This is a genomic window from Streptococcus gallinaceus, from assembly GCF_024170225.1.
Taxonomy (GTDB): Bacteria; Bacillota; Bacilli; order Lactobacillales; family Streptococcaceae; genus Streptococcus; species Streptococcus gallinaceus.
In genome coordinates this window covers 32,167-54,233 of the sequence record NZ_JALJXU010000006.1, presented here as the reverse complement: position 1 = coordinate 54,233, position 22,067 = coordinate 32,167, and the positions used below count along the sequence as shown (strand labels likewise).

The 22,067-nt window shown below is 42.4% G+C and carries 30 protein-coding genes and 1 riboswitch; of the genes, 5 read left to right on the top strand and 25 right to left on the bottom strand.

All coding sequences use genetic code 11. From position 1 onward, the window contains the following. Positions 1-175 precede the first annotated feature (175 nt). From rpsG to J2T50_RS07905, 6 genes are all read right to left on the bottom strand, one after another. The gene (gene rpsG / locus J2T50_RS07930) at positions 176-646 is read right to left on the bottom strand and encodes a 30S ribosomal protein S7 (protein ID WP_253365449.1); all 471 of its coding nucleotides are present in this window, start codon (positions 644-646) and stop codon (positions 176-178) included. 18 nt (positions 647-664) lie between these two features. After that, complete coding sequence (gene rpsL, locus J2T50_RS07925; RefSeq protein ID WP_253365447.1) at positions 665-1,078, bottom strand: 30S ribosomal protein S12; 414 nt, start codon at positions 1,076-1,078, stop codon at positions 665-667. Positions 1,079-1,262: 184 nt separating this feature from the next. After that, positions 1,263-2,309: a zinc-dependent alcohol dehydrogenase family protein gene (locus J2T50_RS07920; RefSeq protein ID WP_253365445.1), complete on the bottom strand. Its 1,047-nt coding sequence runs from the start codon at positions 2,307-2,309 to the stop codon at positions 1,263-1,265. A 170-nt stretch (positions 2,310-2,479) separates the two neighbouring features. Continuing rightward, positions 2,480-4,102, bottom strand: coding sequence for a chaperonin GroEL (groL, locus tag J2T50_RS07915; RefSeq protein WP_253365653.1), 1,623 nt, complete (start codon positions 4,100-4,102; stop codon positions 2,480-2,482). 62 nt (positions 4,103-4,164) lie between these two features. Next, positions 4,165-4,449, bottom strand: a complete 285-nt coding sequence (groES, locus tag J2T50_RS07910) for a co-chaperone GroES (RefSeq protein ID WP_253365443.1) — start codon at positions 4,447-4,449, stop codon at positions 4,165-4,167. A gap of 165 nt (positions 4,450-4,614) precedes the next feature. Continuing rightward, positions 4,615-5,010: a single-stranded DNA-binding protein gene (locus J2T50_RS07905; RefSeq protein ID WP_253365440.1), complete on the bottom strand. Its 396-nt coding sequence runs from the start codon at positions 5,008-5,010 to the stop codon at positions 4,615-4,617. A 90-nt stretch (positions 5,011-5,100) separates the two neighbouring features. On the opposite strand from J2T50_RS07905, the gene J2T50_RS07900 reads away from it, so the two are divergent. Next, positions 5,101-5,808, top strand: coding sequence for a class I SAM-dependent methyltransferase (locus J2T50_RS07900; RefSeq protein ID WP_253365438.1), 708 nt, complete (start codon positions 5,101-5,103; stop codon positions 5,806-5,808). Between the two features lie 9 nt (positions 5,809-5,817). Beyond that, the gene (locus J2T50_RS07895; protein ID WP_253365436.1) at positions 5,818-6,591 is read left to right on the top strand and encodes a DUF2785 domain-containing protein; all 774 of its coding nucleotides are present in this window, start codon (positions 5,818-5,820) and stop codon (positions 6,589-6,591) included. Between the two features lie 27 nt (positions 6,592-6,618). Here J2T50_RS07895 and ytpR read toward each other — a convergent pair whose 3' ends face one another. From ytpR to J2T50_RS07880, 3 genes are read right to left on the bottom strand one after another with little or no spacing between them, the layout of a single operon-like run. Next, positions 6,619-7,245 (bottom strand): YtpR family tRNA-binding protein, encoded by a 627-nt coding sequence (ytpR, locus tag J2T50_RS07890; protein ID WP_253365434.1) that lies wholly within the window; start codon positions 7,243-7,245, stop codon positions 6,619-6,621. Further along, the gene (locus J2T50_RS07885; RefSeq protein ID WP_253365432.1) at positions 7,246-7,563 is read right to left on the bottom strand and encodes a thioredoxin family protein; all 318 of its coding nucleotides are present in this window, start codon (positions 7,561-7,563) and stop codon (positions 7,246-7,248) included. Next, on the bottom strand, positions 7,560-7,844 hold the full coding sequence (locus tag J2T50_RS07880; RefSeq protein ID WP_253365430.1) for a DUF4651 domain-containing protein: 285 nt from the start codon (positions 7,842-7,844) through the stop codon (positions 7,560-7,562). Before J2T50_RS07880 ends, J2T50_RS07885 begins: the two co-directional genes overlap by 4 nt. Before the next feature lie 52 nt (positions 7,845-7,896). On the opposite strand from J2T50_RS07880, the gene pepA reads away from it, so the two are divergent. Then, positions 7,897-8,967 (top strand): glutamyl aminopeptidase, encoded by a 1,071-nt coding sequence (gene pepA / locus J2T50_RS07875; RefSeq protein WP_253365427.1) that lies wholly within the window; start codon positions 7,897-7,899, stop codon positions 8,965-8,967. Positions 8,968-9,006: 39 nt separating this feature from the next. Here the strand turns inward: pepA and J2T50_RS07870 are convergent, their stop codons facing one another. Next, positions 9,007-9,564 carry a folate family ECF transporter S component gene (locus J2T50_RS07870; protein ID WP_253365425.1) on the bottom strand — a complete coding sequence of 186 codons (558 nt, stop codon included), beginning with the start codon at positions 9,562-9,564 and terminating at the stop codon, positions 9,007-9,009. A 41-nt stretch (positions 9,565-9,605) separates the two neighbouring features. Next, positions 9,606-9,695: riboswitch (THF riboswitch) on the bottom strand. A gap of 104 nt (positions 9,696-9,799) precedes the next feature. On the opposite strand from J2T50_RS07870, the gene J2T50_RS07865 reads away from it, so the two are divergent. After that, positions 9,800-10,516, top strand: a complete 717-nt coding sequence (locus tag J2T50_RS07865) for a hypothetical protein (protein ID WP_253365423.1) — start codon at positions 9,800-9,802, stop codon at positions 10,514-10,516. A 72-nt stretch (positions 10,517-10,588) separates the two neighbouring features. On the opposite strand, the gene J2T50_RS07860 is transcribed toward J2T50_RS07865, so the two are convergent. The 9 genes from J2T50_RS07860 to comGA are packed head-to-tail and all read right to left on the bottom strand — an operon-like array spanning position 10,589 to position 16,417. Then, on the bottom strand, positions 10,589-11,785 hold the full coding sequence (locus J2T50_RS07860; RefSeq protein ID WP_253365421.1) for an acetate kinase: 1,197 nt from the start codon (positions 11,783-11,785) through the stop codon (positions 10,589-10,591). Between the two features lie 47 nt (positions 11,786-11,832). Next, positions 11,833-12,786, bottom strand: coding sequence for a class I SAM-dependent methyltransferase (locus J2T50_RS07855; RefSeq protein ID WP_253365419.1), 954 nt, complete (start codon positions 12,784-12,786; stop codon positions 11,833-11,835). Positions 12,787-12,805: 19 nt separating this feature from the next. Continuing rightward, the gene (gene comGG / locus J2T50_RS07850; protein WP_253365417.1) at positions 12,806-13,141 is read right to left on the bottom strand and encodes a competence type IV pilus minor pilin ComGG; all 336 of its coding nucleotides are present in this window, start codon (positions 13,139-13,141) and stop codon (positions 12,806-12,808) included. After that, positions 13,119-13,559, bottom strand: a complete 441-nt coding sequence (comGF, locus tag J2T50_RS07845) for a competence type IV pilus minor pilin ComGF (protein ID WP_253365416.1) — start codon at positions 13,557-13,559, stop codon at positions 13,119-13,121. Before comGF ends, comGG begins: the two co-directional genes overlap by 23 nt. Further along, entirely contained in the window at positions 13,543-13,782 is a 240-nt protein-coding gene (gene comGE, locus J2T50_RS07840; protein ID WP_253365414.1) for a competence type IV pilus minor pilin ComGE, read from the bottom strand. Before comGE ends, comGF begins: the two co-directional genes overlap by 17 nt. A gap of 25 nt (positions 13,783-13,807) precedes the next feature. Beyond that, a complete protein-coding gene (comGD, locus tag J2T50_RS07835) occupies positions 13,808-14,242 on the bottom strand; it encodes a competence type IV pilus minor pilin ComGD (protein ID WP_253365412.1) in 435 nt (144 codons plus the stop codon). Continuing rightward, entirely contained in the window at positions 14,202-14,516 is a 315-nt protein-coding gene (comGC, locus tag J2T50_RS07830) for a competence type IV pilus major pilin ComGC (protein ID WP_253365410.1), read from the bottom strand. The genes comGD and comGC overlap by 41 nt, the downstream gene beginning before the upstream one ends. 1 nt (position 14,517) lies before the next feature. Beyond that, a complete protein-coding gene (gene comGB, locus J2T50_RS07825) occupies positions 14,518-15,555 on the bottom strand; it encodes a competence type IV pilus assembly protein ComGB (RefSeq protein ID WP_301282835.1) in 1,038 nt (345 codons plus the stop codon). After that, positions 15,467-16,417, bottom strand: a complete 951-nt coding sequence (gene comGA / locus J2T50_RS07820) for a competence type IV pilus ATPase ComGA (protein WP_253365408.1) — start codon at positions 16,415-16,417, stop codon at positions 15,467-15,469. The genes comGB and comGA overlap by 89 nt, the downstream gene beginning before the upstream one ends. Positions 16,418-16,505: 88 nt before the next feature. Between comGA and J2T50_RS07815 the strand changes: the two genes are divergently transcribed. Continuing rightward, on the top strand, positions 16,506-17,462 hold the full coding sequence (locus J2T50_RS07815) for a S66 family peptidase (RefSeq protein ID WP_253365406.1): 957 nt from the start codon (positions 16,506-16,508) through the stop codon (positions 17,460-17,462). Positions 17,463-17,490: 28 nt separating this feature from the next. Here the strand turns inward: J2T50_RS07815 and alsE are convergent, their stop codons facing one another. The 6 genes from alsE to J2T50_RS07785 are packed head-to-tail and all read right to left on the bottom strand — an operon-like array spanning position 17,491 to position 21,973. Next, entirely contained in the window at positions 17,491-18,177 is a 687-nt protein-coding gene (gene alsE, locus J2T50_RS07810; RefSeq protein WP_253365403.1) for a D-allulose 6-phosphate 3-epimerase, read from the bottom strand. 18 nt (positions 18,178-18,195) lie between these two features. Next, positions 18,196-19,302, bottom strand: a complete 1,107-nt coding sequence (locus J2T50_RS07805) for a PTS fructose transporter subunit IIC (RefSeq protein WP_253365401.1) — start codon at positions 19,300-19,302, stop codon at positions 18,196-18,198. 13 nt (positions 19,303-19,315) lie between these two features. Continuing rightward, on the bottom strand, positions 19,316-19,765 hold the full coding sequence (locus J2T50_RS07800; RefSeq protein ID WP_253365399.1) for a PTS sugar transporter subunit IIA: 450 nt from the start codon (positions 19,763-19,765) through the stop codon (positions 19,316-19,318). Positions 19,766-19,782: 17 nt separating this feature from the next. Next, positions 19,783-20,097 carry a PTS fructose transporter subunit IIB gene (locus tag J2T50_RS07795; protein ID WP_253365397.1) on the bottom strand — a complete coding sequence of 105 codons (315 nt, stop codon included), beginning with the start codon at positions 20,095-20,097 and terminating at the stop codon, positions 19,783-19,785. A gap of 35 nt (positions 20,098-20,132) precedes the next feature. Beyond that, entirely contained in the window at positions 20,133-20,516 is a 384-nt protein-coding gene (locus J2T50_RS07790) for a PTS sugar transporter subunit IIA (RefSeq protein ID WP_253365396.1), read from the bottom strand. Further along, positions 20,513-21,973, bottom strand: coding sequence for a BglG family transcription antiterminator (locus J2T50_RS07785; protein WP_253365394.1), 1,461 nt, complete (start codon positions 21,971-21,973; stop codon positions 20,513-20,515). The genes J2T50_RS07790 and J2T50_RS07785 overlap by 4 nt, the downstream gene beginning before the upstream one ends. Positions 21,974-22,067 lie beyond the last annotated feature (94 nt).

The window sequence follows — 22,067 nt, the reverse complement described above, 5'->3', positions numbered from 1 at the left end:
AAAAACGGATAGGCAGGACCTACCCGTTCTATAAATATTCGCTTTTACATGAATTGAATCTAGTTGAGTTCGGACTACAAATTCTGGAAAAATGATAAATCTTCCTAGAGCTTTTAGGCACTTCGTCAGATTTCCTATTTTTCCTTGAATTTTCTTAACATCCTCACATCCTATCTTACCAGCGGAAGTGTGCAAACGCACGGTTTGCTTCTGCCATACGGTGAGTATCTTCACGTTTCTTAACAGATGCACCTGTGTTGTTAGCTGCGTCCATGATTTCTTTTGCAAGACGGTCAACCATAGTGTGCTCACCACGGTTACGAGCGATTGTTACCAACCAACGAAGACCCAATGTTGTACGACGTTCTGGACGAACTTCAACTGGGACTTGGTAGTTAGAACCACCGACACGACGTGCACGTACTTCAAGTACAGGCATGATGTTTTCCATTGCTGTTTCAAATACTTCAAGTGGCTCATTTCCAGTAGCTTCTTTGATTTGTTCAAAAGCACCGTAAACAATTGATGCAGCAGTACCACGTTTACCATCAAGCATAAGACGGTTGATCAAACGAGTTACCAATTTTGAGTTGTACAATGGATCTGGCAATACTTCGCGCTTAGGCGCTTGATTTTTACGACTCATTTAACGAATTCTCCCTTCTTACCCTTTTGGACGTTTAGTACCGTATTTAGAACGGCCTTGTTTACGATCAGTTACACCTGCAGTATCAAGTGCACCACGAACAATATGATAACGTACCCCTGGAAGGTCTTTTACACGTCCACCGCGAAGCAATACTACGCTGTGTTCTTGCAAGTTGTGACCGATACCTGGGATGTAAGCTGTAACTTCGATAAGGTTGCTCAAACGTACACGAGCGAATTTACGAAGGGCTGAGTTAGGTTTTTTAGGTGTCATTGTTCCGACACGAGTTGCAACACCGCGTTTTTGTGGTGATGAAACGTTTGTTTGAACTTTTTTACGGCTGTTGTAACCAACGTTCAAAGCTGGTGAATCTGATTTTTCTACTTTTGATTTACGCGGTTTGCGAACCAATTGGTTAATTGTAGGCATCTACATTCTCCTGTATATTTTTTTATTTTTGGTTGATAGGACACTTGGTGACAGTTCCTATCTGTGTGCACTTTTGCAACAATTGTCAGCACGTCTCTGTACACTTTTGAGAGACCAAAAGTAAAAAGTACCGTCTATCATAATAGCATAGACAGCACTCTTTGTCAATGATTTTTTCTTGTTTTTAATCCATTGTGAGCATAGCCTTGATAGTTTTACGGTCATGCATATCTTGGTAGGCTTGGTTGACGTCATCTAAGTGATATGTAGCTGTGAAGACTTTCCCAGGATTGATTTCTCCATCTAAGACCGCTTTTAAGAGGACACTTTTATTATAGGTTGTTACAGAAGCAGGGCCTCCTGCGAAGATAATATTTTTACCGAAATAGTCGCCCATGTTGACATCTTTTGTATGGGGAAGTCCGACACGTCCAACAGCTGCTCCTGGTCGAGCAATCTTAATTGCTGTCTCAGTAGACAGGTGAGTTCCGACACATTCCAAGGCTGCATCTACACCAGCACCATTTGTCAATTCAAGAACTTTAGCAACACCTTCTTCGCCTCGTTCGGCAACAATATCAGTCGCTCCAAATTCAATTGCAAGTTTTTGACGATCTTCATGGCGACTCATCATGATAATGCGCTTAGCGCCCCGCATCTTGGCAGCGATAACAGCACATAGCCCCACCGCTCCATCACCTACGACAGCAACCGTATCTCCAGCTTGAACATTGGCAACACGTGCCGCATGGTAGCCAGTCGGCATCACATCCGCCAAGGCAAGGAAGGACTTAATCATGCCTTCACTGTAGTCGCTTGGCTGACCCGGAACCTTGACCAGAGACCAATCTGCGTGGGTATAGCGCACGTATTCTGCTTGGTAACCGCCACTAAAATTCGTTGCATAAGTATGACTTTGACAACCTCCTTCAAATCCTGCACGGCAAGCCGCACAATGACCGCAGCCATGTGTGAATGGCGCAATGACAAAATCTCCCGGTTTCACGGTATTGATGTCGCTACCCACTGCCTCGACGATACCGATGATTTCATGCCCACTGTTTGCTGAGTGCTCTGCTTTGTTGTCATCTCCGCGATAAGCCCACAAGTCTGAGCCACATACACAAGAGCGCACCACTCGGATAACTGCGTCGTCTTCTTCAAGAATAGTTGGTTTATCAATTTCTGCAACTGCAACTTGACCTGATTTTACAAAAATAGCTGATTTCATTTCGTTTCTCCATTCATTTTTATCTATTATAACATTTTCATTTTTGTTTGACTTTGAAAAAGGTTGAATTAGTGATAATTCATTTTGGTAGGCTACTTTTTATCAGAATACTAGAAAGTTGGGCAAAACAAAAAGCCGTCCCAAAGACAGCTTTTATGTAATTTATAGACTTAGAATCCGCCCATCATTGATGGGTCCATTGCTGGTGCTACTGGAGCAGCTGGTTCTGGTTTGTTAGCCACAACTGCTTCGGTTGTCAAGATAAGACTTGCTACTGAAGCTGCATTTTGAAGGGCAGAGCGAGTCACTTTAACTGGGTCAATAATACCAGTCGCAACCATATCAACCCATTCACCTGTCGCAGCGTTGAAGCCTGTACCAACTTCAGACTGTTTCAAGCGTTCAATCACAACTGAACCTTCATAGCCAGCGTTGTAGGCGATTTGACGAACAGGTTCTTCCAATGCACGAAGGACAATGTTGCGTCCTGTAGCATCGTCGCCTTCCAGTTCAAGCGCAGCTACTTTCCCAATCACATTGACAAGGGCAGTACCACCACCGGCAACGATCCCTTCTTCAACGGCTGCACGAGTTGCGTTCAATGCATCCTCAATACGGAGTTTCATCTCTTTCAACTCTGTTTCAGTTGCTGCACCGACCTTGATAACGGCAACACCACCAGCTAATTTTGCCAGACGTTCTTGCAATTTTTCACGGTCAAATTCAGAAGTTGTTGTTTCAATTTGTGATTTGATGAGGTGAACACGATTGGCGATTGCTTCTTGGTTACCAGCACCTTCTACGATGACTGTAGAATCTTTGTCGACACTCACTTTAGCAGCTTGCCCAAGCACCGCCATTGTTGCTTCTTTTAAATCAAGACCAAGATCCTCAGTCACCACGGTACCGCCTGTCAAGATGGCAATGTCTTCAAGCATAGCCTTGCGACGATCCCCAAAGCCAGGAGCTTTAACGGCAACCACATTGAATGTTCCACGGATCTTGTTGAGAACAAGAGTCGGAAGGGCTTCACCGTCTACGTCATCTGCGATAATCAGGAGCGGACGGTTTGTTTTTAGGATTTCCTCTAAGAGTGGGAGAATGTCTTGGATGTTAGAAATTTTCTTGTCTGTAATCAAGATGTATGGGTTGTCAAGGTCGGCAACCATTTTTTCATTATCCGTCACCATGTATTGAGACAAGTAACCACGGTCAAATTGCATTCCTTCGACCACTTCAAGTTCTGTTTCCATACCGCGAGACTCTTCAATTGTGATAACACCGTCGTTACCCACGCGCTCCATGGCTTCTGAAATGTACTCACCAACTTTTTCAGAACGTGATGACACGGCAGCTACTTGGGCGATTGCTTCTTTGCTTGAAACAGGCTGAGCAATGACTTTCAACTCTTCTACCGCAGCAGCAACAGCTGTTTCAATTCCGCGACGGATGCCGATTGGGTTAGCACCCGCAGTAACGTTTTTAAGACCTTCGCGAACAACAGCCTGCGTCAAGACAGTTGCAGTTGTCGTCCCGTCACCAGCGATGTCGTTTGTTTTTGATGCGACTTCGGACACGAGTTTCGCACCCATGTTTTCGAAATGGTCTTCCAATTCGATTTCTTTTGCAATTGTCACACCGTCATTGGTAATCAGTGGTGAACCAAAGGCTTTTTCCAATACTACATTGCGACCTTTTGGTCCAAGAGTCACTTTGACCGTATCTGCTAAAATATCAACACCACGGACCATGGCACTACGTGCGTCTGCTGAAAATTTAATATCTTTTGCCATCATTATTTCCTCTTACTTACTATTTACTTACTATTTCTATTGTCAAACTTAAAGAGCTTTGATTAGCCCAAGATTGCCAAAATGTCACTTTCACGGACAATAGCGAGTTTTTCGTCTCCGTCCTTGATGTCAATCCCTGCGCCATTTTCCACAAGTACCAGATCATCAACTGCTACGCTCGGTGCAATCAAATCACCATTCAAGGTGCGCAGACCTTGACCAATCGCTACAACGGTCGCTTTCTTTGTCGCTTCATGTGATTTTCCTGCAAGGACAAAGCCGCCTGCTGTTTGCTCTTCAACTTCTTCAAATTTTACGACCACTCGGTCGCCTAATGGTTTTAACATAAGATTCCTCCCTTGATTTTTTATACTTTTTAGCACTCTTTTGTCTCGAGTGCTAATTCACATTTCTTATTGTATCACTCGGTCAAAAATAGTCAAGAAATACATCATGATTTTAGAAATTTTGCCCAAACTAAAAAGAGGAAATTTCCTCTTTTTAATGATGACTTAAAAAGGGAGGTCTTCCTCTTCCAAGACCAAATCAGCTAAATCTTCCGCGACATTATTTTCTCGCATAGCTCGCTGCGCTCGGCTTTCGAGCAGTTGGAAGCTGGAACCAATCACTTCTGTTACATATCGGGTTTGTCCATCCTTTTCATACTTGCGAGTCCGCAATTCGCCATCCAAGGAAATCAAGCTGCCCTTTGTTCCATAACTTGCCAAGGTATCTGCCAGTTTTCCCCAGAAAACAACGTTGATAAAATCAGCTTCTCGCTCACCATTTTCTGCCTTGAATCTGCGATTGACAGCGACGGTCACACGGGCGACGCTTTTCTTATTTGGGGTCTGGCTTACTTCAGGAGTCGCTGTCAAGCGACCAATCAAGATAACTTTATTGTACATTTTTCATCCTCCTATCTATTTATTCGCAAATTCTGTGAAAAATCTCCTTTTTAGACTATTTTTGTTATAATTTTTCAAAAGGAGGCAAATATGGTCAATCTCGAAAATTATCGTGCTATGTTGGAACAGCCGTGGGGGAAGATTCAGTACGAAATCACCTTTGCACAACTTGCACATCTAGAAGATAAACAAACCTTAGATTTTGGAGCTGGTTTTGGACTGGTTAGTCAATTTTTGGCAAAGAAAAATCAGGTGACCGCCGTCGAACCCAATGCAGATATGCTGGATATAGAAACAGAGACCGATTACCAAAAAGTATTAGGAAGTCTAGAGAAACTAGCTGCTTTTCCGGATAAGAGTTTCGATGTCATCACCTGCCACAATGTGCTAGAATACGTCGCTCCGGCTGAACGTCCGAATTATCTCGCAGAATTCAACCGTCTGCTCAAAGACGACGGTAAGTTATCCATCATCAAGCACAATCAAGTCGGGAAAGTGCTCCAAAACGTCGTTTTTTCAAACGATGTCGATACCGCACTAGACTTGCTAGCTGGCGGTGACTTCCACAGTCAATCATTCGCCCAAGGCAGCACCTACTCCTTAGACGAATTGCTTGAGCTATCAGGTTTGGAGCTAGAAAACTACCAAGCCATCCGTACATTTTATAGCCTGCAGCCCAATCACTTCAAAACCGAACCCGGCTGGCTAGAAAAAATGACCAAAGTCGAACTCGCCGTCTGCGACCAAACTCCTTACAAGGACATTAGCTTTTTGCAGCATGTTTGGTTGAGGAAATAGGAGGAAATTATGAAAGAAATCTTACAGAAGCAACTGGAAATGAACGAAAATTATTCCCAAGAGCAACTGACTTGGCTCATCGAGCATATCGGTGACGAAAATCCCCAAATCCGTGACGAGCTGGTCTATGCTAGCTTTTGCCATGCCATACTAGATGCCTTATTAACGCCAGAAGATTATCATTGGCTACTTCAGCAACTCTGGGAACACGGAAGTGTCACAAGTCCCCACACGCCCACTCGGTCTTTTACAGCCTTAGTTCTAGCTCTATTTCTATATGTGGATAGTCTAGAGGGAAGCCCTTATGAAAATAGACTAACTACAACAGACAAAGTGCAACTTTTCCAAGCCGCTCTGCAATTTCTATCAAATGAAACAGATAGCCGAGGTTGGGACGAGCAACTGGGCTGGCTACATGCCATCGCTCACGGAGCCGACTTCCTCCTGACAGCAGCCTGTCATCCAGATTTTCCAAAGGAAGACTTGGACAAGGTCTGGCAAAGTGTCCTATCCGTTTTCCAAAAGCAAACAAAAACGTTTTCTGCTGGCGAAGACCAGCGATTGGCAAATGTCATTGTTCAGTTAATCTTATCGGAAAAATTGTCTCCAGAAGAGTTGATTGACTTCTTAAAAACGACTACTCTTCCAAATCAAGAACCGCAAGACTATTTCGCCTATCTCAATTTCCAGCATTTTTTTCAGAAAATTTATCTAGACTTGGATAAGGAAAATCAGTTATCTGAAAATTTGAAGCTGGCAATTCAAGAGTGCTTAATCAACTAAAAAAGACGGAACGATTCGTCTTTTTATCTATGCATTCCAATGTTTCTCTGCATCAAAAGAAGCTCCCACTTCTGCATCTGCAGCTAGTTCAATAATTCCGCGTACTTGTGGAGCATTTGGCAATTCCAACTCACGCGCACTACATAGCATCCCGAAGCTGTCTTCGCCGCGCAATTGACCTGGGAAGATAAAGCTTCCATTTGGCATCATAGCACCTGGCAAGGCTGCAACTGTCTTCAAACCTTGAGCTGCATTTGGCGCACCACAAACAATTTGTACCACTTGACCATCGTGGATCTCCACTTGACAAATATGGAGGTGGTCGCTATCTGGATGATCCACCATTTCCTTGATTTGTGCAACAACAAATTTTGGTCCAGCATCGTTAATCAAGCGCTCAGAGAAACCTTCTTTTTCTAACTCAGCATTTAAGACCGCCACTTGCTCGTCCGTCAAGAAAACCTGGCCACGGTCTGCGATTTCCACCAAGGTAGAAAGATCAAAGATATTCCAAGCCACTGTCTCCCCGTTTTCTTCCAAATAGACACGCGCTACATTTCCCTTACGCTCAACGGTACGCTTGGCATCCTTCGCTTCCTTGACCAAAACCATCAAGGTATCACCGACATGTTCCTTGTTATATGTAAAAATCATCTATTTCAATCCTTCTAAAAATGTTACAATTTCTTTTTTACTTTTTCGATTTTTATCGACAAATCTGCCCAATTCCTGACCATTTTGCACAACTACAAAACTTGGAATCCCGAAGATATCCCATTGCTGAGCCACTTCTATAAATTCATCACGGTCAACCCGAACAAAGGTAAACTCTGGATTCTCTGCTTCAATTTCGGGCATGGCAAGGTAGATAAATTGGCAATCTGGGCACCAATCTGCTGTGAAAAAGAAGACAGTTTTCTGGTCTTTTTCGATATAAGACGCGATTTCTTCAAAACTAGTTGGAATAATCATTTTTCTTCCTCCTCGTAGGCAATCTCTCCTGCGTGATTTTCAAAAGTATAGACCTGGCCCGTTTCCATGACTACGCCTCCTTTTAGCAAATCTGCACTGGATTCTGCTTCATAAATGAATACCGTAGCAATCGGTCCCAGTTCCGCAAAAAATTGCCGCACCTGCACTAAAGCCTGTGCCTTTTTCTTTTCTTCCTGGACTTTCATATAATAACGCGCGCTAGCCGCAAGAATCCCAGTCCCCAAGACTCCTGCTAAAACAGCTGTCTTTTTCTTGTTCATGCAAACAATTTTACCATAAAACATGGTAAAATAATAGCAATAGGAGGTCATTATGACAAATCAATTATTCGATAAAATCAAGGAAGTAACAGAGCTTCAAGGCGTTTCTGGTTTTGAGGGACCTGTTCGTAACTATCTTCGCGACCGCATCACGCCGCACGTTGACCGCATTGAAACAGACGGTCTGGGCAGCATCTTTGGTATCAAGGACAGCCAAGCCGAACAGGCATCGCGCATCATGGTCGCAGCCCATATGGATGAAGTTGGTTTTATGATTAGTGATATCAAGGCAGACGGAACTTTCCGCGCTGTTGCTCTTGGTGGTTGGAATCCGCTCGTTATATCAAGCCAGCGCTTCACTCTTCAGCTACAAGACGGCCGTCACATTCCAATCATTTCAGGCTCAATGCCTCCTCACCTTTCTCGTGGCAATAACGGAGCTGCAGCTCTTCCTGCTATCGGTGATGTGATTTTTGACGCTGGATTCACTTCTAAAGAAGAAGCTATGGAATACGGCGTACGTCCTGGTGACACTATCACCCCTCTAAGCGAAGCAACCTTGACTGCCAACGGTAAAAACGTCATCTCAAAAGCTTGGGACAACCGCTACGGCGTACTGATGGTTTCTGAACTCTTGGAAAGCCTCTCTGGCACCCAACTTAATAACCAACTCATCGCCGGTGCAACTGTACAAGAAGAGGTTGGCCTACGCGGCGGACATACTTCTGCCACAAAATTTGACCCTGAAATCTTCCTCGCTGTTGACTGCTCACCAGCCGGCGACGTCTTTGGAGACCAAGGAAAAATCGGCGATGGAACCCTTCTTCGTTTCTACGACCCAGGACACATCATGTTACCAAACATGAAAGACTTCCTCTTGACAACTGCTGAGGAAGCTGGTGTGAAATTCCAATACTATTGCGCCAAAGGTGGTACGGACGCAGGTGCAGCCCATCTTAAAAATAGCGGTATCCCATCTACCACAATCGGGGTCTGCGCACGCTACATCCACTCTCATCAAACTCTCTACAACATGGACGATTTCTTACAGGCTCAAGCTTTCTTGCAAGCCATCGTGAAAAAATTAGACCGTTCAACAGTTGATTTGATCAAGAAATATTAAAAAAGAACCCTCTGGCGGGATGAGCCGGAGGGTTTTTCATTATTTTTTTACGCCTGCTAATTTACGTACTTCTGGAATACGTTGTAGCTGAGGAAGAAGGGCCATTGTCGTAAAGACACGAATTGGTAATTCAAATATTTTCAACCAACGACCTGCGATAAATTGAGCCACAAATGGAACACCAAAGTAAATCTGAATTAAGAGTGGTGTAAAGATAAATGTCCCAAATAGCAAGATTACTGCCATTGCTACCGTTACATGCACCCAATCTTTTTTATTGTTCCAATCCAGCTTTTTCCCATAGAAGAAAAAGCCGTAGAGGGCGCCTTGGACTGCTTCCATCAAGGTCCACCAAATGATAAAATCTGCTCCGCCTTTTGTCAGCATATCGACAATATCAATCAAGAAAAGACTGACGAAGCCCCAAAGTGGGCCACCAATCATCCCAATCACCGTATGAACGATAAAGGTAAAGGCCACCACCAATTGTTTGGGGATGATCGTGATAGAAAATTTCTCCACAATCAAGGTCAAGGCAATCAACATGGCTAAGGAAGCCAAGAGTTGAACAGATACACGAGGATTTTTGTTTTTCATAAATGCTCCTTTTTACTTGGAGCTGTCTAGGAATTTCCTTTGACAGCGGATGCAATGGTTTACCGCGCTTTCGCTTCGTTGTGCGGCAACATCCCATCCACACACACTTAACGCAAACCACCTACTCTGTGCAAATTGCTTTGCTGTTCCATTTTAACACATTCAGAAAAAATTGACTACTCCTATATATTAAGCTATAATGAAAGCGTATAATATATATACAAAAGGAGAAAATATGAAAAAGAACTTTTTTAAAGCACTATTACTTTCTTTAACGGCAGGAGCACTGCTACTAACGGCTTCGATGGTAAGCGCCGACTCATATGTCTATCGGCTCTACAATCCACGTAACGGCGAACACCTCTATACGACAGATGCCAATGAACGCGACGTCCTTTTCTTCGATCGCGGATGGGGGTATGAAGGAGATGGTTGGGTAGCTCCCGATCAAGGAACACCTGTCTATCGCCTCTACAATCGTGGTCTGCAGAACCACCTTTACACTTCTGACCTCAATGAAGTAAACGTCTTAACAAGCCGACACGGTTGGACAAAAGACAACAACGGTAAACCTGTCTTTTATTCAGGTGGTGAAACAAATATTTACCGTGTCTACAATCCAAAACTACGTGGATTGCACCACTGGACAACGGATGCTAATGAATACAATGTCCTTCCTCGTCACGGTTGGAGACAAGAAGGAGTTAAGTTCAAAGGTACTGCAATTGGCAAACAAATCCGTACCCAATATTTCGATCCAAATGCAGACATCATAGCTGGTGATCTTGGTAACTCTGAATGGCTCTTCCTTCGAAGTGATGATGCTGCATGGGTTGCCGAAGATGCACTCAATGACCCAAGTTCTGAATTCCACCAATATCAAGATTATGAAGTTGTCGAACTAAAAACATCAAATGGTGCCACTTTCTACTCTGTAGACTTTTTCAACTAAGAATATTGCCCCTTACTGGGGCTTTTTGATTGCAAAAAAGAAGACTAGTATAAGCTAGTCCTCTCTTTTTTATTATTTACTATTTTTCAATTTTTCAACGTCACGGGCAATCATCAACTCTTCATCTGTTGAGATAACCAATACTTTGACTTTTGATTCAGGAGTTGTGATGTCGCCACGGTAGCCGAATACATTTTTCTCAGGATCGATTTCCATACCAAACCATGACAAACCTGCAATCACGTCTTGACGCATCAAGTAGGCATTTTCACCCATACCTGCTGTGAAGACGATAGCGTCTGCACCATTTAAGACAGCGAAGTATTGACCGATAAATTTCTTGATACGGTCGATAAAGATGTTGTAAGCCAACATTGCATCAGGATTTTTAGCTTGAATACCTGCTTCGATATCACGCATATCGCTAAATCCACCTGAAACTCCAGCAAGACCTGATTTTTTGTTAAGCATGTTGACAACATCAGCTGCATCTTTCAACTCAGGGTCTTGTGCAATCAAGTATGGAATGATAGCTGGGTCAATGTCCCCTGAACGAGTTCCCATCATAGGACCTGCAAGTGGTGTGAAGCCCATTGATGTATCAACAGACTCACCATGGTAGTTAGCTGTGATAGATACACCGTTCCCGATATGAGCTGTAATTAATTTCAATTCTTCTAATGGACGGCCCAACATTTTCGCAGCTTCTTGTGCGACATATTTGTGACTTGTTCCGTGTGCACCATACTTACGAACCTTGTTCTCTGTGTAATATTTTTGAGGAATTGGATACATGTAAGCATATTTTGGAAGTGTTGTGTGGAATGATGTATCAAACACCACGACACTTGTAATATCTGGCAAGATATCTCTGAAAGCACGGATACCAGCTGCTGCACCTGGATTGTGAAGCGGTGCAAGAAGTGACAATTCCTCTACTTGCTCGATAACTTTTTCATCAACCAAAGCTGACTCTTTGAAGTACTCACCACCCGCAACGACACGGTGACCAACACCTGTAATCTCTGCAAAATCAGAGATGATGCCGTGTTTCAATAGGTCTTCTAACAAAATTTTTACTGCCACAACATGGTCTGGAATATCCAAGATTTGTTGGTCTTCTTCTTTTCCAAATTTAACTGTTGAGATTGAGTCTCCTAGACCGATACGCTCAATCAAGCCTTTTGCAAGAACTCCTTCTTCTGGCATTTGATAAAGTTGCCATTTCAAACTAGAGCTACCTGCATTGATTGCAATTGTTTTAGACATAATTTTCCCCTTTAAGCGTTTTCCTCATAAGTATATCAAAATTTCACTTACTTTGCATGTCCTTCATGCCATTTTTTAAAATTGTTTGTGAATTCCTGCAAGGCCTTGGCATCCTGCAAATCTTGAAGTGGGTAGACAAATGTTTGAGATGGATTTTCCGTTTTTTTCTGTAAGACAAAAATAGATTTTGCCATGCTTTGTGTCCCAAAAAGACTAGCCGGTAAGGCAATCATAGCTACCACACTGGCATGACTAGTCAACCATTTTTTCAACAAGTCGCTCTGCGGGCTAGTCAAGAGGTCATTCGGCGCTAAGAAAATAGCGTAGCCTTCTTGCTCCAGATATTTGAGCGATTGTTCCATGAGCAAATGGTGGGCGTAGGTATGTTCTTGACTGCTCGCCACGTCATATCGCTGTGCAATCTTGTCATCCGGATAATAGCCAATCGGCAGGTCGCTGATAATCACTTGACTTTCTTTCAAAATCTGTGGACGTACCGCATCACCTTGGGCAAAACTCATTTGGCTACCGACAACATCTGCAATGCTGGCTGATAAATCAATCAAGAGGTCGTCGACCTCGATTCCTAGGTAATCTAGCTGTTTCAGGCTATGATTGAGAATGGTCTGCGCCAGATTTCCCGTACCAGAACCGATTTCTAATACGGTAACATCCTTGGCTAGCACTAAGTTATCCAGTAAAAAAGTCAAAATAAAGCCGATGCTGTCTGGGGTAAACTGGTGATTGTACTGGAGAGGCTCCGTTTGATTAGCCTTGATAAATAAAAATTGAAAAGCCCTGCGCCACTCTTCAGCGGACAGGTTGAGACTTTTCAGTTTTTGATTGTTGGCTAGGACAATTTCTGAGTCACTTTCCGTGCTCAAATAAGCTGCATTTTGCTCAATCATGGCATCGTAGATATTGGTTGACAGAGCGTTTTGGATGGTTTGGACGTTTTCTAATAGCAGATCATAAGCCTGTTCAATTTTTTCAAAATTCATATATTTATGATACCAAATTTCACTTTTTTTCGCCATATAAAGGAAAGAAGTACTGGTAGGTTGGTCCTGATTTGAGGCTAACAACAACTTCAAGCTGCTGGTCCGTTTGCTGGTAGCGACTTTCTCCATCTGTAAAGACCAATTTTCCCTGCTGATTGCTTGCATTTTTCAAATCTACATTGTCACGCGTCAGCTGCGCCATCAGATAAGCTTGGCTACTATTGCGACTCGCCATATGCTCTTGCGCGAGAGCGTTTTGATTTCGCAAATAGAATTGTAGCAAGAAACTAAAGACCGCTAGCATGAGTAGGGTATAAAGCAGGATGCCACCACTAACTTTTTTCTGTAAAATCATAAACAAAACTCCGTTTTTTACCATTCTCAAAAGAAAATTCGATTTCGACTAATTTTCCCTCTTGCCTCATAAATACATCCCTGAGTCCATAAAGCATGGGCTGATAACCCTGCCCCTTTTGGTTGGTTTTCCGAAAATCATCCGACTTGGACAAACCAAAAGCGAGTTCCTGCTTGTTTTTTTCGACATAAAGTCGCTGATTCTCAACTTTCTGCAACCGTACACCGTCTAATTCGCTCCGAAATTGTTCCGAAAAGACCTGCCAATCTCGGTCAATATTCTTCGTCTGATAGTGCATATCCTGGCGCAACAGACGTGTCAATCCTTCAAAAACCAAGACGCTTCCTGACAAGACAAATAAGGAAATCAGACATTCCAACAAGGTAAAAGCTGCCATTTTCTTAGTCTTTTTCCACAAGAATAATCTCCTTTCCTTGGCTAAAAACTTGTATTTTATGCTGATTGCGCTCAACCTGGACGGAAAGGCCATTCTTTTCCAAATGAGCCTGTCTGGTCTGCACCGCCATTTTCATCACATTATACAACTCCTGCTCTTTTATCATGCTCTCCTGTCTCTGCCTAGAAAGGTCAATCGCCGACAAAAACAAGCTGACAACCATTGCCAAAATCCCCAGTGACATCAAACTTTCCAGCAAAATATAGGCCTTATTTTTCCGACTTTTTATAACGACCACTCCCCATATACAACTGATAATAGACCCGTTTCTCTCCTATCTGAAACTCTAATTTTGCTAAAGAAGAATTTCCACCCTTTTTATCAAAATCAATCACAGCTCCGCGAACCAACTGAACCGTCCGAGGAAGTTTTACCTGCTGAAATCCATTTTTCACTCCATCCTGATCAACAGTCAGCTGCACAGCTTGCTGAGAGGTCACCGCCAAACGCTGACTATTTTTATAAACCTGTTCAAATTCCAAAAAGAAGAGTTGTTCCTCCACCTGATGAAAAACTGTTTGAACTGAACCTGACAAAGCAACCGCTAAAAAGCTTGTAACAAATAGGGTTAAGAGACTTTCTAGCAGGGTAAAGGCAGCTAGTTTACGGCGCAACACTGGCTGACTGTCCCTTGTGTTTTGCATAGTATTCCTTGTAGGTTTGTGACTGCTCGCTAGTGATCGAGCCGCTCTCTACCAATTTTGCCAAGCTCGCATCTCCCATATTGTAGAGTTCGTAAAGTTCTGCCTGACTCTCAACAACCTTGATAACCGCCGCTGCACCTGTTTCCTTGACTTTGTCTTTTTGTTGGCTAAGATTCGGTACGAAGAGGAGCAAAAGAACACTGATGATAACCAGTACAACTAACATTTCTACTAAAGTGAAGGCTTTAGCTTTCATTTTTAACAATCGTTTCATATTACATCTCCATATTTTGGTAAATTGGCAGCAGCATAGCCGCATAAATCAACACAATCATCAGAGCAACTCCAATAAAAACCAAGGGTTGAATGAGTTGCATACTGGCTTGAATGCGACGGAAAAATTCTTCCCAACATTCATCAGCATAGAGGACTAACTCACTGCCTAGTTTCGATTTTACCTGCCCATATTCAATCATTAAGCTGAGCTCTTTTTTGAAAAAGGAATAGGTCTTGATGTGGTCATGAAAACTCTGACCATTTGACAAGGCAATTTCCATGTCTCGTCCGATTTCTTGAAAAAGGGAAGCCGACTGCTCCTGCATGATCGCCAATATCTGAGTCATTTCAAGTCCTTGTCCGATGAGATTTCCCCACTCACGCGCATAATAGGCTGTCAGATAGGTCTGTATCAATATTCCCACAAAAGGCAGCCGAGCAAGTCGGGTATAGACTTGAATCTTAGCTGTTTTCCGATACCACCAGACAAAAAGCAGAGCTAAAAGTCCAATCAGCACCAGCATTCCCAAGAAAACCGTCGGCAGATGGGGAATCAACCAAGTGGCTACATTTCCCTTTTCCATTTGTGGCAGGAGGTAATTTTTCAATCCTAGCATAATCACGATGAGAAAGCCGAGAAGGATTAGTGGATAGGTCACCACTTCCACCAACTTCTTGCGGACTTGGTCCAGATTACTCAGGTACTCTTGAATTTTCGACAAACTAAGATGCGTATTGCCATGAATTTCAGACAGAGCAACTTGGGTCACAACAGCATCTGAAAATTGCAAATCTGCTAGTAGCTGCGAAAAAGGCTTACCCGCTAGTAATCCGTCAGATAGAATCTGTGTATACTGGTCTGCCAGCAACTGACTCCTCTTCAAAAAATCAACCACTTCTCCCAGATGAAATCCACTGTCAAACAGATTATTGAAGAGTTCAATGACTTTACGTTGTCTTGTTAAAGGTAATTTTTTCGGTTTCCGCTTGGCGAAGACTGATATGTCCTGCTGCAAGAAGCGCATCAATTTGCTCATTCCACTCTTGCGGCTGATGTTCTTGGTAGCCGTCACTGGCATAATCCACCATCCCCTTTCCTTCTATCAAACGCTGGTAGGTAATCCCCTGTAAACAATTGTCCAGCTCAGCCTCTGAGATGCCAAATTCCAGCATCCTCGTATAAACGCCAGAGATACTCTTAGCGTGAACGGTTGAAAAGACAGTCGCACCCGTCAAGCTTGCTCGAATAACCGCACGCGCCGTTTCCTCATCGCGGATTTCCCCGATAATGAGAAGATCTGGTCGGTGCCGAAGCGATAATTTAATGAGATTGTCATAGGTTCCACCGATGGCCTCGTTGATTTGCAACTGCAACATGTCTGGGTGCTTGATTTCCACAGGGTCTTCGATGGTCAAAATCTGCTGGTCAGGAAACTTCAACTGGGCTAAATGATACATAAGCGTTGTCTTTCCCGAGCCAACCGGACCCGAAAAAAGATAAAGCCCTCGTCCTTTGATATGTTCACTTAACCGCTCGACTGCATCAAACCAAAATTTCAGATTGTCCTCTCCATCATAAAGAAAACGGATGACTAGACTTTCCTTCCCACGGTAATCACCGACCGTTGACAAACGAAGAGCAACCTCACCACTCCCATAATGGTAGTTACAAGCCCCCTGTTGACTGCGGCGTTTCTCACCGACATTGAGTCCTGCAACAAACTTAAAATGGCTAATCAAGGATGAGAATGCTACCTCGTCATATTCCCCTACAAACGCCCGCCCATCCGACTTTCGTTCATAGAGCTGGTAGGCATTCTCACGGGGGACCAGATAGATATCGCTCACCTGCTTTTCTACTGCCTCACTGATCATTTTTCTAGCTAAATCTTGTACCATAAGACCTCCTCAACTATACTATTCGAAAACGCAGTTTACTTTTGAAATCTTTTTTGTTAAAATAGTAAAAATTTTTAAGGAGGTTGCTATGAAAAAGTTAAAAAAAGGAGACCACATCCGCGTACTGAGTCCATCCTCATCTATTGAGCGTCTGGGTGGTTTCGAAGCCAATATTTCTGCCAAGGAAACTCTGGAAAAGCTCGGATTTAACTTGTCCTTTTCGGAGCATTATTTTGAAAATGACATCTTTTTCTCAGCTAGCATTGACAGCCGCGTTTCAGATTTACATCAGGCATTTGCAGATGAGTCCGTCCACGCTATATTAGCGACGATCGGTGGTTCTAACTCAAACGAACTCCTTCCTTACCTTGATTACGACTTGATTCAACAGCATCCAAAGATTATCTGTGGCTACTCAGATACCACCGCCATTCTCAATGCGATTTTTGCCAAAACGGGAATGCCGACCTACATGGGACCATCTTACTCCAGTTTTAAGATGAAAGAAGGTCAGGACTACCAGAGTCAAAGTTGGCTAAATGCGGTTACGCAGGAAAATTATGACCTCATCCCAAGCAAACAATGGTCTAGCGACCCTTGGTATGACCCAAGGCAGCCCCGTCATTTTTTCCCAACTGAATGGAAAGTCTACACCTCTGGACAAGCAAAGGGTACTGCCATCGGTGGCAATCTCTCCACATTCGGACTGCTACGTGGTACAGACTATGCTCCAAAACCAGACGAATACGTCCTCTTTCTCGAGGAAGCTGAAGTGGATGATTACATCGAGTTCGCTCGCAACTTGGCCGCTATCCTACAAGCCTATCCAAACCCTCAGGCTGTTCTCATCGGACGCTTCCCAAAAGAATGCCAAATGACTGAAGAACGATTGCTCGCTATCCTAGAAAAGCACCCTATTCTCAAAACTATTCCAGTCTTATACGACATCGACATGGCTCACACCCAGCCTCTTTTTACCATCACCATCGGCGGACAAGTCAGCATCGACACCGACACACCCCGCATCCATTTCCAGACAAACTAAAAAAACGCGATTGCTCGCGTTTTTTAATTTACAAACTTTTTCCAGTCATGTCTGTGTAATCTTGAGACATGATATTCCACGAATCCTCAATCTTCTCTGTCAAGCTAAACAAGCCACTACGACCAACAATATAGATATCTGGACCGGCAGTATCAATCTGCTTAAATGTTTTCCGACTAGATGAACCATCCATCTCAATGACATATGAATAACCATACTCATCTCGTAATTGACGAAGTTCGACAATCTTGTCCAGGGTAGACTCCAAGAATCGTTGTCCTGCAAAACCTGGATCGACAGTCATAATGGTTACTTTATCTAGCAAATCAATGTAAGGTAAGATTTTGTTAACAGGTGTTTCAGGATTCAAGACAACGCCTGCCTTTAAACCTGCATCATGAATCTGATCAATCAAACGAAATGCTAGTCCGTTAATCACTTCAGCATGCACACAGATCCACTCACACTTGATATCAATCATTTGCTGAACCCAGAAGGGTTGGTCTGTCACCATCAAATGGGCTGACATTGGAACTGTACTTACTTTTCGTACTTCTTCTACAAACCACGGAGAAAGTGTGATATTGGGAACAAAATGTCCATCCATAATGTCAATGTGATAGGACCCTACCTTATCATTCAAAAAAGTAATTTCTTCTTTAAATTTATCTAGGTTCATACACATTAGCGAGGGAGAAATTTCTACTTTACTCATCTTCTTACCTCTTATCTTTTACAAAATTTCAAGGTCATCGAGATCAATATCCGCTTCATCTTCAGCATTGACAACCGCAATTTCATCCTCTGCTGTAACTGGCTTTTTAATCAAAGCATATACCAAGCCTGTTACAAGAATGTTTGCCAAGAGTGCCAAGATACCTGCCATAGGACGTGACATAGTTGGGATCATCAAGATGCCTCCAAATGGAACGGTTGAATCCGCACCAAGTGTCATCGAGACAGAACCACCTACACAGCCACCAACTGCTGCTGCAATCAAACCTGGAACCAAATTGTTCATTACAACTGGAATAATTCCCTCAACAATATTCACAATTCCCATTGGTACTGCTGACTTTAGAGTTTCAATTTCATTTTGTGTGTAGATTTTTTTATTCATCAATTTAGCGATGAAGTATGCCAAGCCAAATCCAACCGGTGTTGCTGTATTAACCAATTGAAGGGCTGTGATTGGCTCATTTACTCCTTCGGCTTGCAAGGTCAATACAAAAGCGTAAACTGTTTTATTTAAAGCCCCACCAAAGTCAACGATACTCAAGATACCAACTACACCACCAAATACTAAACGAGATGAACTTCCTAAGCCTTGAAGAACACCTGTTAACCAAGTGGTAAATGCTGAAATAGGTCCGCCAATCAAGTAAATCATAATCAAGCTTGCTACAAACGAAGCCAACAGAGGAACAATCATGGTTGGCATCAATCCTTTAGCCCAGGCAGGAACCTTGAGATTTTTCAAGATGTAAAGGGCTAGGAAACCTGCGATGTATCCACCCAGAATACCACCGATAAAACCGGCACTTACAACGTTCGCCATTAAACCGACTACAAAACCTGGGGCAATCCCTGGTTTACCGGCGATAGAAAATGCAATACCAGTTGCCACGATAACTGGCAATAATCCTAGGGCCTTCCCACCCATAGTAGCCATAGCATCCCAAAAACTAAACTGACCAATCACCAAGCTATCTTGGGCATGGCCTCCGAGCGCCATACCAATCGCTACCAAGAAACCAGCACCACATACGATAGGCACCAAATAAGAAATAGCTGTCAGCAAGTGTCCTTTAAGATTTGCTTTTTTCATTAAATCCTTCATTTTTGTCTCCTTTTTATTGAAATGCCTCATAAACTGAGGTTGGATTTGTTGCCTTTAATAATGATGAAACGACCTGGTCATTGCCCAGTTTACGAGCAAATAATGACAAGAGTTTTAAATGTTCTTTTGCTGCCTCAGCGTCGTTTCCAACAGCAAATAAAATAACCACTTTTACACCGTTCCCATCTAGAGTTTCCCAAGGAATTTCAGATTTGTTAACGCCAATTGCAACGACAGATGTTGAAACAAACTCACTTTTCCCATGAGGAATAGCCACATAATTTCCAATACCCGTCTGTCCTTCCGCCTCGCGAGCATACACGTCTTTAAGAAATCCATCGACATCTGTTACCTTGCCCTCTTCATAAAGCAGTGTCGCCAATTCACGCAGGATATCGTCTTTATCTGTAGCCTCTAAATCTGTTTTAACAAGTTTTAAATCAATTGCATCCTTTGCTTCCATGTTTTCTCCTTTAATCTCTAAGCTTTTCCAGCAACCTCTGCTAATTTTGCAATCAGCTTGTTTGGAGATTTGATAGCTGTTTCTGTTGAAACTTTTACAACTTTCTTGCCTGCAAAGCGCTCTTCACCAGAAATTTTTACATCAACTGCTAAAATAACAATGTCTGCCGCAGCAATCTCCTCTGCAGTCAATTCATTTTCAATCCCAATCGTTCCTTGGGTTTCAATTTTAATATCGTAACCTGCATTTTTCCCAGCGGTTTCTAACTTCTCTTGGGCAATATAAGTATGGGCAATTCCTACTGTACATGCTGCAATTCCAACGATTTTCATCTGATTTTCCTCCTAAAAAGTAAACTTCTTTATGTTTAATTTTCTAGCAATGCTTGTATAAATTCTTCATCTGCTAGTTGATGAACAAATGCAATGAGTTGGCGCTTAATTTCTACTTCCTCATCTTTTTTCATGGCAAGTAGGATCATTAAACGAACATCCCTAGTTGTATTCAGCCACTGAATGCTATCCTGTAATTGTAAAATAATGATTTGACTCTCTTTCAAACGATTACTTTCCAAGTGAGGCATAACAACTCCAGGAAATATTTCAATACTTGCTAGTCGCTCTCGCTCTTCTAGCAAGTGTAAAAATTGAGTCGATTCATCCTCCCCCAGCTGTCCAACTAGAAATTCGTAACATTCTTGACGTGAACGAAAAGGCTGCTGGAAAAATTGTTTTTTTAGTAGACTCTTCATGAATTCAATTCCTTAAGTAGATTTTCTAAACGGGTTTGGTCATCTCGATGAAACATACCACTTACTAATAGAACCGGTATCGTTTGGTATTCGGCTATCGGAATGGTTGATATAATCAACTGAACTCCTTTTTCAAGCAACTCATCTTGATTGATATCTTTAGAAGCTAAGACTTTCACAATCTCAATTTGAGAAAACTTATTAGAAATCTTGGCTTTTAACAACTCAGATATCCCAATTCCAGTTGTGCAAACAATCACTACTCTTATAGGCTGTTGATTATTTTCCAACACTTTAGCAAAGTACAATGTAATAAATCCATTTTCATCTTCACTAATAGTCGGTAAATCATAAGCTTGACTAACAACCTCTGAGCATTCTCTGACTAATTCGAACAAACCTAGGTAGGTCGTCTTGATTTGCGAAAGTAGCCCATTACGAATGACAATCGCTTGCTTCAGCCGTTTAAGCATCGGCTGAATATGATTGGCTAAATCTAAAAATAAATCTTGACTCACTAGCTTCTTTTGCAGTTTAAAACTCATTAGTTCTATATAGTCATTTGAAATGCGCGTTACCAATTCTGAAAATGATTGTAGATGTTGGTTGGTTGCCGTCACACGCGACGCGGCAAGGTATTGATAAAGATAAAAAATCTCAACCTCAGGAACTCGAATTCCCAAATATTTAGATATATTTTCAACAATCTCTTCTGCTACTAAGTAGTGCTCTACTTGTTTATTCATCAGCTGGTCGTCAATATCAACAGCATAATGATGAAATTGACGCGCTCTTTGAATAAAAATATACAAATGGAGAAAAATATTGATATTATAGGGATAGGGCAATTGCGATTGGTAGTGTTGCTCTATGAGTTGGATTTGTCCTTTTAAAAAAGCAATGTCATTAGGATGAAAATCCAATTTGGCCTCTTTAATCAACACATCCAAATCCATTTGATCTGAGCGTTGATAAAAGTCAGATAGAGCACGGCGGACATCCCTCTCTGCTCCCAGAATAGCTAAACTACGATGTTTTTTCTGTAATTGTAGCCCGTAACTTGCCAGTTCCTTACCGAGCCAAACTTCATCAGTTGTCAGGGCAGATTCGCTGATAAAATACACCTCAAGAATATCGATAATCGAATATGAAGACGGTGATCTAAGAAGTAACTCCCGTAGTAAACTCACTCGACGCTCTTCAACCGTCATTTTTCCTTGAACATTACCTGTACTAGACCATAATAGATAATTTTCATAGTGAAGGCGATAACCTCGACCTTTTTCTGATAAAATTATTTCCCCACTTGGAAACTGAGTATTTATCTCCTTGACAAGGCGATAAATTGTTTTTGTGGAAACTGCCAAAGAAAGTGCCGCTTCTTCCGAGGAAATATAATCTGCCTGTTCCAATAGCAAGTGAACCAACTGAGTTTGACGATCCTGCTTTATTCCCATACTTCCTCCTTAATAAAATCATAACAGAAACAAATGTAAGCGTTTTATATTTTTGTGTCTTCTACAATAGACACTCCTAACTTATTTTATTGTA

Coding starts and splice junctions, on each gene's coding strand:
- J2T50_RS07895 (WP_253365436.1), top strand. CDS start 5,818: ATGAAAGAAATCTTACAGAAGCAACTGGAAATGAACGAAAATTATTCC.
- J2T50_RS07900 (WP_253365438.1), top strand. CDS start 5,101: ATGGTCAATCTCGAAAATTATCGTGCTATGTTGGAACAGCCGTGGGGG.
- comGD (WP_253365412.1), bottom strand. CDS start 14,242: ATGCAAAACACAAGGGACAGTCAGCCAGTGTTGCGCCGTAAACTAGCT.
- J2T50_RS07885 (WP_253365432.1), bottom strand. CDS start 7,563: ATGATTATTCCAACTAGTTTTGAAGAAATCGCGTCTTATATCGAAAAA.
- J2T50_RS07880 (WP_253365430.1), bottom strand. CDS start 7,844: ATGAACAAGAAAAAGACAGCTGTTTTAGCAGGAGTCTTGGGGACTGGG.
- J2T50_RS07905 (WP_253365440.1), bottom strand. CDS start 5,010: ATGTACAATAAAGTTATCTTGATTGGTCGCTTGACAGCGACTCCTGAA.
- rpsG (WP_253365449.1), bottom strand. CDS start 646: ATGAGTCGTAAAAATCAAGCGCCTAAGCGCGAAGTATTGCCAGATCCA.
- comGC (WP_253365410.1), bottom strand. CDS start 14,516: ATGAAACGATTGTTAAAAATGAAAGCTAAAGCCTTCACTTTAGTAGAA.
- groL (WP_253365653.1), bottom strand. CDS start 4,102: ATGGCAAAAGATATTAAATTTTCAGCAGACGCACGTAGTGCCATGGTC.
- J2T50_RS07805 (WP_253365401.1), bottom strand. CDS start 19,302: ATGAAGGATTTAATGAAAAAAGCAAATCTTAAAGGACACTTGCTGACA.
- pepA (WP_253365427.1), top strand. CDS start 7,897: ATGACAAATCAATTATTCGATAAAATCAAGGAAGTAACAGAGCTTCAA.
- J2T50_RS07855 (WP_253365419.1), bottom strand. CDS start 12,786: ATGAATTTTGAAAAAATTGAACAGGCTTATGATCTGCTATTAGAAAAC.
- J2T50_RS07865 (WP_253365423.1), top strand. CDS start 9,800: ATGAAAAAGAACTTTTTTAAAGCACTATTACTTTCTTTAACGGCAGGA.
- comGB (WP_301282835.1), bottom strand. CDS start 15,555: ATGAGCAAATTGATGCGCTTCTTGCAGCAGGACATATCAGTCTTCGCC.
- J2T50_RS07800 (WP_253365399.1), bottom strand. CDS start 19,765: ATGGAAGCAAAGGATGCAATTGATTTAAAACTTGTTAAAACAGATTTA.
- comGA (WP_253365408.1), bottom strand. CDS start 16,417: ATGGTACAAGATTTAGCTAGAAAAATGATCAGTGAGGCAGTAGAAAAG.
- J2T50_RS07860 (WP_253365421.1), bottom strand. CDS start 11,785: ATGTCTAAAACAATTGCAATCAATGCAGGTAGCTCTAGTTTGAAATGG.
- J2T50_RS07790 (WP_253365396.1), bottom strand. CDS start 20,516: ATGAAGAGTCTACTAAAAAAACAATTTTTCCAGCAGCCTTTTCGTTCA.
- J2T50_RS07870 (WP_253365425.1), bottom strand. CDS start 9,564: ATGAAAAACAAAAATCCTCGTGTATCTGTTCAACTCTTGGCTTCCTTA.
- comGG (WP_253365417.1), bottom strand. CDS start 13,141: ATGATTTTACAGAAAAAAGTTAGTGGTGGCATCCTGCTTTATACCCTA.
- ytpR (WP_253365434.1), bottom strand. CDS start 7,245: ATGATTTTTACATATAACAAGGAACATGTCGGTGATACCTTGATGGTT.
- J2T50_RS07795 (WP_253365397.1), bottom strand. CDS start 20,097: ATGAAAATCGTTGGAATTGCAGCATGTACAGTAGGAATTGCCCATACT.
- alsE (WP_253365403.1), bottom strand. CDS start 18,177: ATGAGTAAAGTAGAAATTTCTCCCTCGCTAATGTGTATGAACCTAGAT.
- comGE (WP_253365414.1), bottom strand. CDS start 13,782: ATGTCACTGGGGATTTTGGCAATGGTTGTCAGCTTGTTTTTGTCGGCG.
- J2T50_RS07815 (WP_253365406.1), top strand. CDS start 16,506: ATGAAAAAGTTAAAAAAAGGAGACCACATCCGCGTACTGAGTCCATCC.
- J2T50_RS07920 (WP_253365445.1), bottom strand. CDS start 2,309: ATGAAATCAGCTATTTTTGTAAAATCAGGTCAAGTTGCAGTTGCAGAA.
- groES (WP_253365443.1), bottom strand. CDS start 4,449: ATGTTAAAACCATTAGGCGACCGAGTGGTCGTAAAATTTGAAGAAGTT.
- J2T50_RS07785 (WP_253365394.1), bottom strand. CDS start 21,973: ATGGGAATAAAGCAGGATCGTCAAACTCAGTTGGTTCACTTGCTATTG.
- rpsL (WP_253365447.1), bottom strand. CDS start 1,078: ATGCCTACAATTAACCAATTGGTTCGCAAACCGCGTAAATCAAAAGTA.